Origin of the sequence: Lutispora thermophila DSM 19022, assembly GCF_900142105.1 — a bacterium.
Taxonomy (GTDB): domain Bacteria; phylum Bacillota; class Clostridia; order Lutisporales; family Lutisporaceae; genus Lutispora; species Lutispora thermophila.
Genome location: NZ_FQZS01000017.1, coordinates 46,818 through 63,670 on the forward strand (window position 1 = coordinate 46,818; position 16,853 = coordinate 63,670).

General features: G+C 31.7%; 15 protein-coding genes. 13 read left to right on the forward strand and 2 right to left on the reverse strand.

Annotated elements, in window-relative coordinates; translation table 11 throughout:
* Nucleotide 1 precedes the first annotated feature (1 nt).
* The 4 genes from BUB48_RS12455 (at nt 2) to BUB48_RS12470 (ending at nt 4,932) form a co-directional block, all read left to right on the forward strand.
* The gene (locus tag BUB48_RS12455) at nt 2-796 is read left to right on the forward strand and encodes an MBL fold metallo-hydrolase (protein WP_073026562.1); all 795 of its coding nucleotides are present in this window, start codon (nt 2-4) and stop codon (nt 794-796) included.
* Nucleotides 797-1,026: 230 nt separating this feature from the next.
* On the forward strand, nt 1,027-2,175 hold the full coding sequence (locus BUB48_RS12460) for a S1C family serine protease (protein ID WP_242944208.1): 1,149 nt from the start codon (nt 1,027-1,029) through the stop codon (nt 2,173-2,175).
* Nucleotides 2,176-2,288: 113 nt separating this feature from the next.
* Complete coding sequence (rlmH, locus tag BUB48_RS12465; RefSeq protein WP_073026563.1) at nt 2,289-2,768, forward strand: 23S rRNA (pseudouridine(1915)-N(3))-methyltransferase RlmH; 480 nt, start codon at nt 2,289-2,291, stop codon at nt 2,766-2,768.
* 70 nt (nt 2,769-2,838) lie between these two features.
* Entirely contained in the window at nt 2,839-4,932 is a 2,094-nt protein-coding gene (locus BUB48_RS12470) for a recombinase family protein (protein WP_073026564.1), read from the forward strand.
* A gap of 214 nt (nt 4,933-5,146) precedes the next feature.
* Here the strand turns inward: BUB48_RS12470 and BUB48_RS12475 are convergent, their stop codons facing one another.
* Nucleotides 5,147-7,153, reverse strand: coding sequence for a hypothetical protein (locus BUB48_RS12475; protein WP_073026565.1), 2,007 nt, complete (start codon nt 7,151-7,153; stop codon nt 5,147-5,149).
* A 592-nt stretch (nt 7,154-7,745) separates the two neighbouring features.
* Here BUB48_RS12475 and BUB48_RS12480 point away from each other — a divergent pair.
* Nucleotides 7,746-8,369, forward strand: coding sequence for a recombinase family protein (locus tag BUB48_RS12480; protein ID WP_073026566.1), 624 nt, complete (start codon nt 7,746-7,748; stop codon nt 8,367-8,369).
* 139 nt (nt 8,370-8,508) lie between these two features.
* Here the strand turns inward: BUB48_RS12480 and BUB48_RS12485 are convergent, their stop codons facing one another.
* Nucleotides 8,509-8,880, reverse strand: coding sequence for a very short patch repair endonuclease (locus tag BUB48_RS12485; protein WP_333782605.1), 372 nt, complete (start codon nt 8,878-8,880; stop codon nt 8,509-8,511).
* 188 nt (nt 8,881-9,068) lie between these two features.
* On the opposite strand from BUB48_RS12485, the gene BUB48_RS12490 reads away from it, so the two are divergent.
* From BUB48_RS12490 to BUB48_RS18130, 8 genes are all read left to right on the forward strand, one after another.
* The gene (locus tag BUB48_RS12490; protein WP_073026567.1) at nt 9,069-10,415 is read left to right on the forward strand and encodes a DNA cytosine methyltransferase; all 1,347 of its coding nucleotides are present in this window, start codon (nt 9,069-9,071) and stop codon (nt 10,413-10,415) included.
* Nucleotides 10,412-10,618 (forward strand): hypothetical protein, encoded by a 207-nt coding sequence (locus BUB48_RS12495; protein WP_073026568.1) that lies wholly within the window; start codon nt 10,412-10,414, stop codon nt 10,616-10,618. Before BUB48_RS12490 ends, BUB48_RS12495 begins: the two co-directional genes overlap by 4 nt.
* A gap of 80 nt (nt 10,619-10,698) precedes the next feature.
* Nucleotides 10,699-11,874 (forward strand): MspI family type II restriction endonuclease, encoded by a 1,176-nt coding sequence (locus BUB48_RS12500; protein WP_073026569.1) that lies wholly within the window; start codon nt 10,699-10,701, stop codon nt 11,872-11,874.
* 316 nt (nt 11,875-12,190) lie between these two features.
* Complete coding sequence (locus BUB48_RS12505; protein WP_073026570.1) at nt 12,191-12,946, forward strand: Cthe_2314 family HEPN domain-containing protein; 756 nt, start codon at nt 12,191-12,193, stop codon at nt 12,944-12,946.
* Between the two features lie 357 nt (nt 12,947-13,303).
* A complete protein-coding gene (locus tag BUB48_RS12510) occupies nt 13,304-14,254 on the forward strand; it encodes a hypothetical protein (protein WP_073026571.1) in 951 nt (316 codons plus the stop codon).
* A gap of 151 nt (nt 14,255-14,405) precedes the next feature.
* Nucleotides 14,406-14,948, forward strand: coding sequence for a hypothetical protein (locus tag BUB48_RS12515; RefSeq protein ID WP_073026572.1), 543 nt, complete (start codon nt 14,406-14,408; stop codon nt 14,946-14,948).
* Between the two features lie 50 nt (nt 14,949-14,998).
* Entirely contained in the window at nt 14,999-15,922 is a 924-nt protein-coding gene (locus tag BUB48_RS12520; protein WP_073026573.1) for a ribonuclease HI, read from the forward strand.
* A 378-nt stretch (nt 15,923-16,300) separates the two neighbouring features.
* Nucleotides 16,301-16,462: a hypothetical protein gene (locus BUB48_RS18130; RefSeq protein ID WP_175548418.1), complete on the forward strand. Its 162-nt coding sequence runs from the start codon at nt 16,301-16,303 to the stop codon at nt 16,460-16,462.
* Nucleotides 16,463-16,853: the final 391 nt, after the last annotated feature.

Sequence of the window (16,853 nt, forward strand, 5' to 3'; positions counted from 1 at the left end):
TATGACCTTGAGATTTTGCTCCATTGCCAGTGGAAGCAGTGGAAATTGCATATATGTAGGCAATGATGATTCAGGTCTTCTGGTGGATGCAGGTATCAGTTGCAAAGGAATTTTGGAGAGTCTTAAAAATATAGGAGTGTGCAATAGTTCCATAAAAGGCATACTGGTGACTCACGAACATTCAGACCATATAAAAAGCATAGGGGCCATGTCAAGAAAGCTCAACATGCCTATATATGCCAACTGCAAAACATGGGAAGCATTAGACGGAAGTGTTGGCAAAGTCAAAGCAGAAAATATAAGAATTTTTGACACCAATAAAGGATTTTATATAGATGATATATATGTCTCACCTTTTTCTATTTCTCATGATGCTGCTGATCCTGTGGGATACACCTTTTCTTTTGGCAGCAAAAAAGTGGGATTAGCTACAGACTTGGGGTATTTCAGTCAAACCGTTAGGGAAGCATTAAAAGGCTCTGCCTTTGTCATGCTGGAAGCTAATCACGATATAGAAATGCTGAAGGTAGGAAGTTATCCATACTTTTTAAAAAGAAGAATATTGGGCGAGCAGGGCCACCTTTCTAATGAAGCTTCGGGTTATGCTGCCTGTGAACTTGTAGATTTGGGAGTAAAGCAGATAATGCTAGGACATTTAAGCAAGGAAAACAACTTTCCTCAATTAGCATATGAAACTGTCAAAGGTATTTTGGAGCAAAAAGGTATCGCTGTTCAGCGAGATGTTACTTTGGATGTGGCTCCAAGAAGTTCCATAAGCAAAGTATTCTCAGTTTGACGTATATAAAATAGGGATAATATAGCTGTATGAAGTATATCATATTAATGGAAGACTATGGGAGAAGTAGTTTCGCATCAGTAATTATAACGTATATTCATATTGCTGGAAAAATATAATTTTTTGAATTTATATTTTTCCAAAAGGCATTGCATGAAAAGCTTCATTGTTATTAAAATATTTTCAATGGGAGCTTTTCTCGTAAATAGAATTTTATGAAGAAGGTGAATATGATGAATAATTACAGCAATAATTATGATCCACCTGAGGAATTCATCAGAAGAAGGAAAAGAGGCAGTGGCCTGGCATATTTTGCAGTTGGTCTGATGGGTGCCATAATCGGCGGATTTATAATGGCAGTTTTGGCTCCCGTATATCTATATGGGAAATATACACCTGTACCCAATAGTACCGGTGGCGATACAGCTCAGCAAATAGTGATCAATACAACAGAAGATATCAATGTAGCAGGGGCTGTGGCCAAAAAGGTAATGCCAACGGTTGTAGGCATAAGCACTGTTACAGTGCAAAGAGACATTTTCTTTGGAGCAAGATACACAGAAGGGGTAGGTTCAGGAGTAATAGTAGATCCGAGAGGATACATACTGACCAATTCCCATGTTGTGGGAGATAGCAGAACCAAATTGACGGTTTCTCTAGCTGACGGAAGAGAGCTGGAAGGAAATGTGTTGTGGCAGGATGCAGGATTGGATCTTGCAGTGGTAAAGGTACAAGCGAATAATCTGCCTACAGCGGAACTGGGTGACTCAGATTTACTTACAGTGGGTGAAGTGGCCATAGCAATAGGAAATCCCCTTGGTCTGAGATACGAGAGGACAGTAACCCAAGGAATAGTATCAGGTTTAAACAGAAGCATAATGGTAGACCAGAATACCATAATGGAAGACTTGATACAGACAGATGCTGCAATAAATCCAGGAAACAGCGGAGGGCCGCTTATAAACAGCAAAGGTCAGATAATAGGCATAAACACAGTGAAAGCCTCTGCCGAAGGATTAGGCTTTGCCATACCTATAAATGTTACAAAGCCTATTATAAAGCATTTTGTTGAAGATGGAGTATTTAATCCTCCTTATCTAGGTATATACACATTAGACAGAGAAATAGTCGGATATTATGACACGGATATAGAGATCAAATCAGGACTATATATACATAGGATAATCAAAGGATCTGCGGCAGAAAGTGCAGGACTTAGAGAAGGCGATATAATCACTCATATTGACAATGTGGAAGTAAACACCATGCTGAAACTAAGGAGCGTATTATACTATAAAAAGCCTGGCGATACAGTGGATATAAGATATCAGAGGAATGGAAAAGAATATGAAACTGAAGCAGTGCTTCAAGGCAAATAGGGACACTGGGGACGGCTCTCGGTGTATCACTTAGGGGATAGATAGGATGGTTCTTTTTATGCCATTGTTCTTTAGAAAGAATCATCTCTCAAAGCTCAAAGGGAGTGTGTTTTATGAACATAACCATAATTACAGTGGGGAAGCTGAAGGAAAATTATTTGAAAGAAGCCGTTTCGGAATACTCCAAACGGCTTTCTAAGTATTGCAAACTGGAGATAATAGAAGTGCCTGACGAAAAAGCTCCGGAAACCATGAGCCAAGCAGAAGAAGAGTCTGTAAAGCAAAAAGAAGGCCAGGCAATATTGAAGCATATTAAAAATGATACCTATGTAGTTGCTTTGGCTATTGATGGGAAAATGCTTTCATCTGAAGGCTTTTCGGATTTCATCAATGACCTTGGCATAAGGGGAAAGAGCAATATTGCCTTTATCATAGGCGGTTCGTTGGGGTTGAGCTATGAAGTTTTGAGAAGGGCAGATTATAAGCTATCCTTTTCACCTATGACATTTCCCCATCAGCTTATGCGTGTAATTCTTCTGGAACAGATATATAGAGGATACAGAATTATGAAGGGTGAACCGTATCATCGCTAATACATGACTCCAAATCGTATGTGTTATGCTTAGAAGTAGGAAGACATAACACTGAACGGAGGGAGTCAATATGGGTAAGATTGCAATTTACACGAGAGTTTCAAGCGAAAAGCAAGCAGCAGAAGACAGATATTCATTGGCTGTTCAAAAAGAAAAATGTGTTTATTATCTTAAATCGCAAGGCTACAAAGAAGAAGATATGATTTTCTTCGAGGACGCAGGAATAAGTGGAACTACGATAGAACAGCGTGATGAACTAAAGGAATTGCTTAGGCAAATTCAAGAACCAAACAGCGAAATCGAAGGTATTTGTTGTTTCGATTTATCAAGAATAAGTCGTTCTATAAGTCATACTTTAGACATTTTCCGACTTCTAAAGGAGAAGGAATTAAAATTATTTACTGTTGATGGTGCATTTCAAGGGGATATAAATAGCCAAACAGCAAAAATTATGGTTTCAATACACAGCATGCTAAACGAGTTATATATCGACCAGTTGAGGGAACGTGTAAAAGCAGGACTGGAGAAGTCTGTCGCTAATGGAAATTATTATGGAGGCCCTGCACCTCTTGGTTATCGCTATATTTATATAAATGCTAAAACTGATGAAGTATTAACAGAAAAAAATCAAGAAAAAAGCACTAAAAGAAAAGATATAAAAAAGAAATTAGTCATTGATAAAAACGAAAAACCAATCATAGAACTAATTTTTCATCTTTTTACAAATGAAAAATACAGTATAAAAAATGTTGCACAATACCTTAATCTCAACGGCTATCGAACAAGGCAAGGTAAACAATTTGCAACCGCTACTGTTCAAAAAATTTTAGAAAATCCCGTGTATGCGGGTAGGCTATTCTGGGCAAAAAGAAAACAAAAGAAAAAAACAGACAATGGTGTAAGAGTATGGGAAAAAACTAGCATATACGATATTAATTTTTATGACTTACCAAAAGGGAATCATGAGGCAATCATCACTGAAGAATTCTTTCTTGAAACTCTTGAAAGGCTTCGAGGTAGAAGAAAAATACGAAAGAATCTCAACATGGCAGAAGCAATGTCATCTATAACAAAACAAGAGTATTTTGATGCACACAAAAAGATGTTTATAAATATACTTCATTGTCCGAATTGTGGTGGAAAAATGACTTCAAGTTTACAGCCATCTCCCGTATTGGTTGATGGTACAAGAAAACCTGCAAAAGTTTATTACAAATGTTCAACATACAACGCAGGTAAAAATCTTTGTGATGGGTACTACAGTGTTCAGGAAGAAAGAGTTTTCAATTTAATAAAGGAAGATTTTTTTACAAGACTTAAAGAAGCGTTTACATTAGTTAAAGAATATCAAAATTATTTAAAGGAACAACATGGTGCTAATGAAGAAATGCTTTTCGATAAAGAAATAAATAAAATTAAAGATGAAATTAAAAATCTTGAAAAAAACGAAAGCAAACTTTTAACAAAATTAGATAACTTAATTAATATTCAATTAGAAGAAGAAAAAGGCTCTTTGAAGTATAATCGTATAGAAAAAATGATAAAAGAAACAGAAAAAGAGATTGAAGAAGTGAAAGAATTTCAAGAGGAACTACAAAATAGGATAATTCAAGCAAAAAAGCGAAGAGAAGCGTTACTTAGTGAGGCAAAGGAACAAGAAGAGTATGAAAATATGGAGGAGTATTTTAATTCACTTTCACTTCTTCAAAAAAGGCAACTTTTAGAGAAAGTCTACAGCAAAATTGTAATAGACACTATTTCAAATGCGAAATTTGGCCCAAAGAGACTGACTTTAAAGGAGGTTAAATATAATCAATACAGTAGCACATTTGGGTTATGTAAAATTCTAGGAGTGCAAGATTTCAAGCAGTTTAACGAGTATTTAAAAGAAAAAAGGAAAGAGGAACTTAATTTACTTGAACAGTATTATGGGGACGCAGAAGAGTATCTCAAAGAAATTGAGAAAACAAACAAAAGTGATAAGTTTTATAAATATTTCAAAGAATTAGAAAAAGAAATCAAAATTGATGATGAATCAAAATTTATAGATGATTTTATAGAGAAAAATATGGGCTTAGATTTTGAGGAATTTGAAAAGCGATTTACAGAAGCATATAAAGCATATAAGGGATATAATAGGAATTATATTAATATGTTTTCGTAACTTTAAAAAGATTACTTGTTATTTATTCTTCATTTAAAAATTATACTTGACTTTAAGAATAATATTTTGATAGTAAATAAATGCCCATCACTAAGCAGGAATTAATCGGAATACCTCCAAAACTTAGTTTTAAACAAATATGCTTACCAAAATACGGTAAGCATATTTGTTCATAGATAATACCTGATAATAAATGTTGACCATATAATCAGTCTTATTTTGTTTTCTTTTTTAGTAAATTATCATCCAATAGGCTTCTTTGGATTAGCAGATACTTTTTAGTGTTAATACCTAATTTCTTATTAATATTTTTATTAGCCTTTAAATATATTAAGTCGTATTTTTGCATGATATCAGGTAAAGCCTTTCTATATTCATATTCTTTTACTCCACGTCTTATATAGTTATTATCCACTTTTAATTTATTATTTAGAATCATATCTTTAGTAAAATAACCATAAGTTTTAATTTGATGAAGTATGAATAACTCAATTGCTTCTCTTATATTTCTACTTTTTTCACTATCTATTACATTAACCAAATAAATTTGATTTGCGAAATTTTCTCCGAAGCAGTTTTCAAGAAACTTTTTGCTCATTCCTGTAATACTGAAATTATATTGAAGCATAACAAATGCCCTTTCATCTGCTGTTTTAAAGACCTCATCACTATAGTAAGGTACTGTATAGAATGAAATTCCGTTTTGAGCATTCGCCTTGGAAATTTGCACAGCAGTTGCCCTTAAATTTTTGTTTACATGTTTATATGGGATTTTGTTAAGTAATCCCAAGGCACAAAATAAGTTTATATATTTATTTATATTTGTGACACTTTTATTTTTTTCCCCTGCTAGGTATCTGTTAGAAAAGAAAAAAACACTATCTCCATTTAGGCAGAAAAAGCGATTAACAATATTTTTTTTACCGATTTTAAGAATATCTAATAGAATAGGAAGTCCAAACCTGAGAATGCGGTTTAAATATGGAAAATCCCCTTTCCTTTCGCTAAGTTGGCATAAATGCGTTATGTTTCTTTCAAACTTTTTATTCTGTACATTTATCCAAGTTGAATCTTCTACTTTTATGTTAAAGTATTCCATTAATTTCTTTATAGCATGAGAAGTATCGCTGTTCTCTGTAATTTTTACTATATTAATTATATCAACACCTTTTCCGCCGTTATAACAAGTACAAGCAGGAGAATTGCAAAAGTACTTATATATCCCGTCATTGTTTTTTATGATAACAGCACTGGGGTTATTGTCATTATGAAAAATGCATCTAAAGTTTTTTCCAGGTTTTGCATCAATGCCTAGATAATTAATTAAATCTTGCTGCTTTAAAAATTGAATTACTTCTTCGTATGGTAAAGTTGTGGAAGAATATACTTTTCGGTTTATGTTCTGCGAATTGTTTACCTCAGTCTTTACTGAAATAGGTTTTATTTTATTGCTTTTATTATCGTTAAACAGTTCAGATATGTTACATCCTATTGCATTGGCAATATCTTCCTGAGTATATTTTTTATTTGTATTTAGATATATACACTTAATATAAAAAGGCTCATCAGGATTCTTTAAATGTTTATAATTAATTAACCTTAACACCCTATTTATATCCTTTACACTTATGTCAGCATGTTCTTTTCTTTCTTCACAAGCAGAGAAATAACAAATAAGTTTTTCCTGAAGCGGAGTAAATACATCTAAATTTTGAGGTTTGTCAAGGTCAAGAAGCCAATATACGTGAAAACCATTTTTGGTTTCTACGATTACATTTGGAGAAAGTATAAAAGTTTCTAGTTTTTTTAAAAAAGTAATTTTATATTTTTCTATTTCTGTTTTACTTCTGTATTCATAAACGGTTTTACCATCAGGGTCTTTGAAAACTTCCCCGTTAATTAATTTAGGGACTTTTCCAAAATCCATGTCAATAAAGTGGGCATTTATTCTTTTAATAGATTTCTTCTCATGACCTCCAGAATTAACTACAAAATAAATGCCATATCCTTGTTTCTGATATTTTTCAAAAACCTTTTGAATAAGCGGATATTCTAACTCGTCATCAACGGTTAATTTGCAGTCAAAGTTTTTGGCTATATGCTTTTTTTCCTGAATAAGTCTGAAGTATACTTTTTCATTTGGTTTTTTAAACACTAATAAAAAATCAAAATCTGAAATATTTAATGCTGGGCGGTTATTAATATCAATATTTAATTCCACTGTAACTAACTCCTCCTTTGCAGAAGGAGTCACTAAATGTTTTGTTTCACGAAAATTGTAATTTTCTACACCATGGCTATATTTATTTAACTTAAACGTATTGGCACAAAGTACTTTCCGCTTTAATTAGCGACTCCATGCCAGTTTTTTATGGCATTATATTTCCTAAATTTTAAAAATCAAATTTTTGAGACAGTTTTTTTATAAAAAGAGAAACAATAAGAACTTAACTATAAAAGCAAGGTCTTATTGTTTCTCTTTTTAACAGTTATATGGTTTTAAGCCCACTACTTTTGAAAATTATAATATATTTTACATAGGTTAAATAAAATTTTGGCTACAGAAGTGTAAATTCAAATAACGCATTATTAAATAAATACTGGAAGATTGTAATTATTAACTGTATTTTATGTGCTGCCTTTTATATTTCTATGCGCTACAATGTTTGTAAAAGTACATTATATTTTATAAATGTTTAACAAGTAGATTTATAACATTTATAAACACTATTTTATATTGATTTTCATAATTTAAAAAAGTATACTTTTGTAAACACTTTACTTTCATTTGACTTTCATTTGGGGGTTAAATTATGCAAAGAAATTACGCTTATTTGAGGGTTAGCACAAAAGAACAAAATTTAAATCGGCAACTTGACGCAATCAAACAACTAAATGAACATATTGACGAGAGAGACATATATCTAGACATGGCTTCAGGTAAAGATTTCAATCGTCCCGAATGGCAAGCCTTGAAAAGGAGTATCCGTCCTGGGGATACACTTTTTATTCACTCTTTAGATAGATTGGGACGTAACAAAGCACAAATCTTACGGGAGTGGCAATGGTTGGTTGATAATAAAATTAATATCGTAGTTCTTGATATGCCACTCTTGGATACAAGGAAGTATGTAGACCTTGACGGAATTGGAGAATTGGTTACAAGTTTAGTGTTACAGATTCTATCCTGGCTTGCAGAAGAAGAAAGGAAAAAAATAAAGGAGAGGCAAAGAGAAGGAATTAACGCAGCCTTGCGAAGAGGAATAAAATTTGGACGTCCACCTGTTCCAAAGCCCCAAAATTTTGATGAGATTTATAAACAGTGGAAAAATGGTGAAATTACAGCCACAAAAGCCATGCAGATACTTGGACTTAAAAGAAACACTTTCTATAAATTTGCTTCACAAGAAAAGGAGATTGGTAAAGCGAAAATGTGATTTTTTATAGAAAATATCAATAAACGAAATAAGAAAATAGTAAAATTACTCTTTAAAATAAACCGCTATAACAATAGCGGTTTATTTATTGCTTTGTTTTCTTAGTTGTATCGCTTCTTCTATTTTTTTTACACAATCATCAAGATTTTTTTTTAATTTCTTTTTCCCAAAACCTTAATACTATCCAGCCATCAGAAATTAACTCTTCATTTACCCTTTTATCTCTTTCCATATTTTTTTCGATTTTACGAATCCAGAATTCCCTATTTGTACCTAAACGCTTCTTTTTCTCTTCCCAATTATATCCATGCCAAAATTCGGAATCGCAAAAGACGGCAACTTTATATTTTGTAAATACAATATCTGGTTTACCTGGTAGGTTTTTATAATTTTTTCTGTATCTGTAGCCTTTTTCCCAAAGTTTTTTCCTAAGCATTATTTCAATTTTCGTATCTTTTCCTTTAATAGCCTGCATATTCCTTTTTCTTTGTTCAGGAGTTAATACATCCATATATCATTCCTCCACTTTTTATAATTATACTATCTTGGTAAGAAAAAGTTAAGATATTATTTAAATTCAATTATGCCGAAATACATATTTATTGAAATACATAAAGTTATTATTATGTATTTATTGACAATGATAATAATTTGATGTAAAATCTATCTGTAATATTACATAACACAGGAGGACTTAGCATGTACACATCAATAGATTTATTTAGTGGCCCTGGAGGCTTATGCACAGGTTTTAAATGGGCTGGAATCAAGCCATTGATTGCGGTTGAGTGGAGTGACTGGACAGTTCAGACTTATGCAGCAACTCATGGGGCTGATATATTTGAATTAGAGAAATATCTAAACGGTACTCTTGAGAATGCTGACTCCTATTTTAAGCCTAATGACAGAACCCTGCTGATACATGGTGACATAAATAAAGTTGATGGTAGTTTAATAAAAAAGATTTTGAATAAACGCTTTGGTGTTAATACCGTGGATATCGTAACAGGGGGTGCCCCTTGCGAAAGTTTCAGCATGGCTGGAGACAGAAAAGAAGATGATGACAGGAATTATCTATTTATGAATATATTAAGAATCGCAAGAGAAGTTGATTCGGCGATGATTTTATTTGAAAATGTAAAAGGTTTATTTTCAAAAAAATTAAATGGAATTCCTGGGAAAATGTATGAGGCAATATGTGATGAATTTGAAAGAAAATTAGAGAATACTCCTAAATATAGATTAGTGAGCAGGGATAAGGATACAGTCCTTTTAAAAGCAGTTGACTATGGAGTACCACAAAACCGTGAACGTTTATTTCTTGTTGCCATAAATGAAAAATATGGGAATGCACGGTTTAATTATCCTGCCCCTACGCATGGCCTAGGTGCAGAAAATCCATATGTAACAGTTGCAGATGCGATTTTGGATTTGCCTCAAATAGATTCAGGGGAAGAAACGGAAGTTTATGATTTTGATATCAATACTGTTACAAATCCTACAAGGTTAGAATTTTTGAAAATCATGCATGGTATCAGTAAACCTGCCCCTGCCCATTTAAATTATAATCCTGGTACCATTAGCAGCCATAAAGCAGTAAATCATAGAGAAAGCATGAGAATGCGTATGTCTTTGATAAAACAGGGAGAAAATATGCAGTCAGCATGTGAAAGGCTAAAGGAAAACAATCAAACCGAATTAATAGAAAAGTACTTCCCTAAAAAACTTTATTCAGCAAGAAACAGGAGACTAAAAGAAGATGAACCAAGTTTTACAGTAACATCTCACTGTCTTGATGAAATGATACATCCCCGTTTAAACAGGGCTTTGACTCCACGGGAAGTCGCAAGATTACAAAGTTTCCCTGACTGGTATATTTTTATGGGGCCATATGTAAAATTCCATAGTGACCCGCAACAGGACAGGTATGAACAGATAGGAGACGCTATCCCACCGCTACTTGCTTATAATATAGCAAAGGAAATTGTGAAGACTCTTAATTCCATATTCCCAGACAGACCCATACAGGATGAAGGTGTAGTATGAAAAAGAAAATTACACTTACTTTAACTGATGAATTAGCAGACACATTGTCATATCTTAGTACAATTCTGCATAAAAACCAAAATCAAATTCTTGAAGATGCATTCTGGGAATGGTGGGATAAACAAGATAAAGATTTAAGAAATTCAATAAATGAAATGCTGAAGATAACCAAAAAAGTAAGAGAAACAAAAAGAAACCTTTAGTTTTATGACTAAGGGTTTCTTTTTTAATACTTATTTGATAAAATCTTAATGATGTAAAAACATGAAAGGGAGGTGTAAAGATGAGTGATAATAATACATCTAAAACAATTCATGGCAATTTTGGCAAGATGAGCCTGAATGAATTAATTGAATTCTTAAAGAAAAAAGGTTATATAACAGAATATCAGACTCCTATCAGGGCTGGTTACAGGGATATTAATCCTGAACAGTTCTACTTCCAGTTTTTAATTAAGTTTGAAGATGGAGAAAAATGGATAGTGCATTCTACCACATCAATACGGACAGACAGAATAAATATCCAACAATGGAATGCATATCATATTAAAAAAGTAAAAGATGAAATAACAAAATCAATTATTGTATATCCTGATGATATTTCTGATACAGAGCGAAATAATGCAATATCTTACTATAATAAAATACTAAATAATCAAATCTATTCTGCCATAGATGATGTAGTTAGTCAAACAGAATTTTACACGATGGTTGAAGAGAAGCATCTTCGTGGCATGATTACAGGGCAACAGAAAGCATTGCAAGGACTTAATTTTGAAGAACAGATAGAAGTAATTCTTAACAACCAGAAAAACTTTGCAAAATGGGCTAATATTGATGAACTTGAAACAGGATTATTTTTTCCGTATTTTAAACAAATAATGGATAGTATTAATGTTACTAACCCTGCTGTTATAAAAGAAATAAGTGCTACAAGGGATATTGAGTTGTTGCCTTCTGGAGGCAAACCTAAAACAGACGTGCTACTTATAGTAACATTTAACGATGAAAGCACTAAAAATTATACTTTTAGTTGTAAAAGAACGAGCAGTGATTGGGTAAGTGTACATGAATATCCTGTTGACAAATTTATTGATGTATTAGAAATAACAGATAAAAAGTTAATACAGACATTAGAATTATTCCAGGAAGTTGGCGGTATGAAAGCCCTTGGCAAAGAACTTACCCAATATTTAGAGAAGGAAATGCCAAAATATAACAGAAGATTATCATTGTGGGTATATGGCGGTGTTGGCGGGGACGGGAACCCCGAAACACAGTGGGCTGATTATATAATAACATATCAAAATGAAACATCAGAATTTAAAATTCATAAATTGGATGAGTACATAGACAATATCTTAAAAATTAATGACGGGCATTTCGGAACTCCATTCCGATGGACATATCCTTCTGGTGGCAAAGGAAAAAGGATTCAATTAAAAGGTAAGATTATATAAGAAAAAGGAATCTGTTTTGACAACAGATTCTTTTTTATATATTAATTACTGCAAATTTACTACAAATTTATTTTCATGCTACGCATAAATTGTTTAATACGTTATACTATTTATAACAAATTGAAATAAAATTAAATAAAATTAAGGAAAGTGATTTCTATTTATATAGGTTATATTATCTGGAAAGATTTGTGCGTGGCAAAAGTTGTTAATTAATTATTTCCGCAACCATAAAATACCTCCGTAATAAAGGAAATTTAATGATATTTAGCGAATTAATAATTTAATAAATTATTAAAGCCAAAGGATGGTTTTTATGATTGATGTTTATGATTATGCCAAGTATCCTGCCAAAGAAGAATGGATGAACATATGCGGGGACAAAGCAGACGTTATAAATAGGATTTATTTAGATAATAATACGGTTAAATTTAACCTTTCAGATTTTGTAGATGGATATTACAGAGTCCAAATGCATTATTGGCTAAAAGAATTTAACAACAGGGTATTTGATTTAATTGTTAACTATACGTTGTTAAAATTCTATTATGATGCAGGTATCCCCGATGAAGAATGGTACAAGTCACCCGGAAATAATGGAGAATCCATAGTATATTTCCCTCATTTTGAAAAGAAACATTATGGAATCTTATATTGGTTCAGTTTTTACGTTGATAGTTATTACACAAGGTTTGAAGGATTAATCGATACTGTTTATCACATTATAAATATAAAATACAAACTTGATATTATACCTTCATCAGGGTTCAGAAATAGTGTTTTAACAAAACTTGAGAAAAAAGATAAAGAACTTTTTGACTACTTGAAGTCATTGCCTGATAACCCTGTTTTTAAACAGATAAATAGGTTCCGCAATAATATTGTTCATAATTATAGACCAAATCAAATAGATTCAGGCTTTACAAGGACAAAAAATCCAGACGGTTCTGAAACTATAACAATGTCAGTTGGAAATTACACTACTTCGGCTGAGTTTTTAATAAACATAAAAGATAGTTTAGATTTATTGGCAGAAATTACAGATGTAATCAGGGGCAAAATAAAAGAGTAGTATGGCAGGTATCTATTTTTTGTTCCAAACAACAAACTGGTAGTATGTTTGTAACAAAACGTATTTGAAGGAGAATTTATATTTTATTTTTATTTTCAAAATGCTAAATTAAAATGCTCTTACCTTATGGGTAAGGGCTATTTATTTTTATGTAAAAAATTTTTAATAAATTTTTTGAGAAAAACACAAAAATCTAGACAATGTAAAAAAAACCAGGCAATTGCTTGTGTTTTGATAGTATTTTTATTTTACTTGCAAATGTGTTTTCCTAAGAGAAAACAAATTACCATTTTAGACTTAAAAAAGTCAATTTTTTCATGTGATATAATATGCCTTAATGAAAGGAGAGGACGTATTATGGCTAATACAAATTTTGAAAACTTTTTAGAACAAATATGGGATAAAAAGATTGACTTAAGTGAAGCAGACTTTAATTTAAAAACTTTAACTGCTATTTTATATCTAGGGAGATATCAAATTAACCGAGGAGATGACAGAATAACTTTTAATTTTCATCAAATTAGGGAATTACTTAATCTTGATGATTCTGTACCTATTAATCAACAAATAAAAAAAGCAATTTTTCAATTATATTTTAAGCCATTTAAATATTATAAACTGATAGGTAACTGTAGTTGGTATTTGCGTGTTATAAGGGGAATTATGAAATCGTCAGATGATACCGAGTTTAAAAAAGAATGGGCTGTTATAATTGATAGTGTCCTTCTGGAACATATTCTCCAGTCATATTTTAAAAAAATATTAATACCTAACCAGTTTTTCTTAAATTACCATTTGTTAAGTGATGAGGCTATTAAACTGTATTTTTCTATGAAACTCCAAGAGCAACTTGCTGGAAATAAAGAATGGCGAATTGATGAGATTATGGAATTTGCCAGTATTTGCAAATCAACATTTTATCGTAGCATTAAATATTTAATACAGTTTGATTTAGTCAAAAAGCACGCGGGTAACCGCAGAAGATACGAAAAAGCCACTTATAGCATAAATAAAAATCACACAGCAAATAAAGGTTATACACCTTTTTCTGCAAGCGTGATAAATAATATGCTTTATAACACAACAAAGAAACTTAAAAACGGAGAAATAAAATTATATTCCTATCTATGCTATTTAGCAGGTGGCATAGGTGAGATAAGGAAGAGCCCAGCAGAGATTGGATTATTAATTGGTAAAGAACCTAATTTAATATCAAAGTTAGCAGATATTCTTCATGAAAAAGATTATATAATAAAAGAAACATATATTGGAGAAGATAACCAGTCATGTTGCCGTTATATTATATAAATAAGATATGTTCGTATATAGGTGGAAATGAGGCAAGGCAAAGACTTTATTTTATCAAATAGATTTTTCGGGATTATTGAAATAATAAATGAAAAAAATACTGTGAATGCCAATTATATATAAAAATATGAAAGAAAAGAGGTAAGGAGATATGAAGGATGCTTTTGACAATACACTGCAAGAACATCTAAAAAAAGCAGAAATAATAGCAGAAATGTCTTGCACACTGCAAATAGTTAAGAGACTAAAAGGAATGGGTTTCAGTGTGAAACAAGTTTTGAAGATGATTGAGTTACCTGAAAATGCTGTTTTGAGGGTTTTTGCTGGCAAAGAAGACATTAGAGAAATAGCAGAAGACGCTGTAAACCAGAAAATAGCAGAAAATGGTGGTAAAATCCCAGAAACTAAAGAATTTATAAAATGGGTAGAAAATGCACTTCAGTATTTTGAGCCAGAGGAAGATAAAGAAGAACTGGTGCCACAGGCAGAACCGCAGAGGCTCACTTGTGAACAGTGGGCACAGCACACGCCTTATGAAGGCAAATTAGAACTTTTTGATGGACAAGCGCTGGCGGACTTACGGGAACGGGAGAATATGATAATTGCCCTTATATACAACATCGGGCTGAAGCACTTAATTAAAATTTTACCTCCGAAATCTAAAACAATCTTAAAAGAACTATTGGATGAATAATAGTTAAAATCGCAAAGGTAATTTATTATTTTGAGGGATAAGATAAACGTATGATAAATATAAAAATTTATACAGATGGTTCTTTTCAGAAAAACAAAGCAGGAATAAGTTTTTTAATAATTAATCCTGGTAAAAATAAAATACTTGGATATACAAATCTAAAGTGTAAAAAAAATATACAAGCAGAATTGCAGGCTATAATACATGCACTGCAATATTTATTGTATATTGATATGAGCCTTGAAGATAAAGAAATAGAGATTGTGACAGATGAAATTTCCATAGTGGAAGTTTTCAGCAGCCAAAAATACAAGATATGGGATTCTTGCCAATGGAAAAAGGAAAATGGCAGGGTTGTAATAAAATGTACCAAAGAATGGTTTATATTGTCTTGCCTTGTTAAGAAAATCGGGGATATGGTGATGATACGCTTTAGCAAAACGTCTAAGGATGACAGTCAAAACAAAGTAGTTCATGGATTTGCCAACTATGCAAGAAAACTGCAATTCTGCAAGAAGAACAGCGTACATATATTGGAAGCGGAAAATAATGAAGATTTTGTATTCAAAGAGACAGTTGATGTTTCTGAAAACAGAGAAGTAAAAGAAATCCTTAATATAGGAAGACCGTGGAAAAGTAATAAGAATAAGGCGGATTTCAAGTGGTACATAGAAAGGCAGCATGAGATAGTATATATCGATACGCACGACATAATTATTACGGAGGAAATTCATTTAAATTGCAACAGTTTAAATTTTGGTACATTATTTCGCACTGCAGCAGAATCTCAAGAGATTTCATATCCTATTGCAGTAAGACCACTAGAAAATGGTAAGTATTCCCTGGTAGCAGGGATAACACGATTAATTACTGCAAAGTTATTTAATATTCCAATGGTACCTTGTGTTATCACACATTTTACCAACGAGGAATTTATTAAGCAGAACTTAGTAAATGTAGGGGGAAATAATTGAAAGATAAAGAAAATTATTTTAATAAAACAAACCGATTTTAGAAATGCTTTTCTTAATAGAAAATAGAAAAGAAAAGTAAATTAGAAACGGACTTAATCTATATAATTTATATAGAGAAACAATTTTAAAACACTATACATGGAGGAGAAACAATTTAAAACAATTTAATTAGTATAATTGTCTTTAATAATTTTTCTAATAATTTTTCTAATAATAATTCTTTTCAAAGCAGTATCTATTAAAAAATACTGTAGGGAAGAAGAGAAAATTAAAGATAATTAAACTGTTACCTTTTGTTAAAGATTATATCATAAAAATTGTAAATGCATACAAGAGGCAATCTAATAATAGATAAATAGCAAAGTGGAGGATATAATTTTGAAAGATAAAAGGAAGTTGAAAAAACTGACTGAAGAAAATGAGAAAGAAGCAAAGGATTATATTAAAAATACAAAAACAAAAGAGCAGGAAGAAATAGAAAGCCTTATGAATATTATCATATGTGAAAACGAAGAGGCTCTTAAGAAGTTGGCAAAATAAAATTAAAGATTTTATAAAAAAGTCTTTATTTTTTTGATTTATTTTGAGAATGGGTAAGACAAATTCTATCTTTTCATAAATTTTTTGAAAAATACTGAAAAATTTTAAAATGTTTGAAGTTCTCTTACCCATTGTTATTCTGATATCTACTATTGGTAAGGATGAGAATATGAAAATTAGAATTATTAGCACAGAAAAGATAAAAAAAACGCACACTATAAGTGCCAAAAACAAACAAGAGATAGGAAAGTCTCACACTATGCGTGCCCCAAATTATAAAAATTAATAAATCTCACAGTATAAGTGCCAAAAAATAATAAAATTGATAAATCGCATAGTATAAGTGCCAAAAAAGCGCTATAATAAAAATCGCATAGTATAAGCACCAAAA

Excerpts from the sequence above, each read along its gene's own strand:
- BUB48_RS12455 (WP_073026562.1), top strand. The coding sequence starts at position 2 with ATGACCTTGAGATTTTGCTCCATTGCCAGTGGAAGCAGTGGAAATTGC.
- BUB48_RS12460 (WP_242944208.1), top strand. The coding sequence starts at position 1,027 with ATGATGAATAATTACAGCAATAATTATGATCCACCTGAGGAATTCATC.
- rlmH (WP_073026563.1), top strand. The coding sequence starts at position 2,289 with ATGAACATAACCATAATTACAGTGGGGAAGCTGAAGGAAAATTATTTG.
- BUB48_RS12470 (WP_073026564.1), top strand. The coding sequence starts at position 2,839 with ATGGGTAAGATTGCAATTTACACGAGAGTTTCAAGCGAAAAGCAAGCA.
- BUB48_RS12480 (WP_073026566.1), top strand. The coding sequence starts at position 7,746 with ATGCAAAGAAATTACGCTTATTTGAGGGTTAGCACAAAAGAACAAAAT.
- BUB48_RS12485 (WP_333782605.1), bottom strand. The coding sequence starts at position 8,880 with ATGGATGTATTAACTCCTGAACAAAGAAAAAGGAATATGCAGGCTATT.
- BUB48_RS12490 (WP_073026567.1), top strand. The coding sequence starts at position 9,069 with ATGTACACATCAATAGATTTATTTAGTGGCCCTGGAGGCTTATGCACA.
- BUB48_RS12495 (WP_073026568.1), top strand. The coding sequence starts at position 10,412 with ATGAAAAAGAAAATTACACTTACTTTAACTGATGAATTAGCAGACACA.
- BUB48_RS12500 (WP_073026569.1), top strand. The coding sequence starts at position 10,699 with ATGAGTGATAATAATACATCTAAAACAATTCATGGCAATTTTGGCAAG.
- BUB48_RS12505 (WP_073026570.1), top strand. The coding sequence starts at position 12,191 with ATGATTGATGTTTATGATTATGCCAAGTATCCTGCCAAAGAAGAATGG.
- BUB48_RS12510 (WP_073026571.1), top strand. The coding sequence starts at position 13,304 with ATGGCTAATACAAATTTTGAAAACTTTTTAGAACAAATATGGGATAAA.
- BUB48_RS12515 (WP_073026572.1), top strand. The coding sequence starts at position 14,406 with ATGAAGGATGCTTTTGACAATACACTGCAAGAACATCTAAAAAAAGCA.
- BUB48_RS12520 (WP_073026573.1), top strand. The coding sequence starts at position 14,999 with ATGATAAATATAAAAATTTATACAGATGGTTCTTTTCAGAAAAACAAA.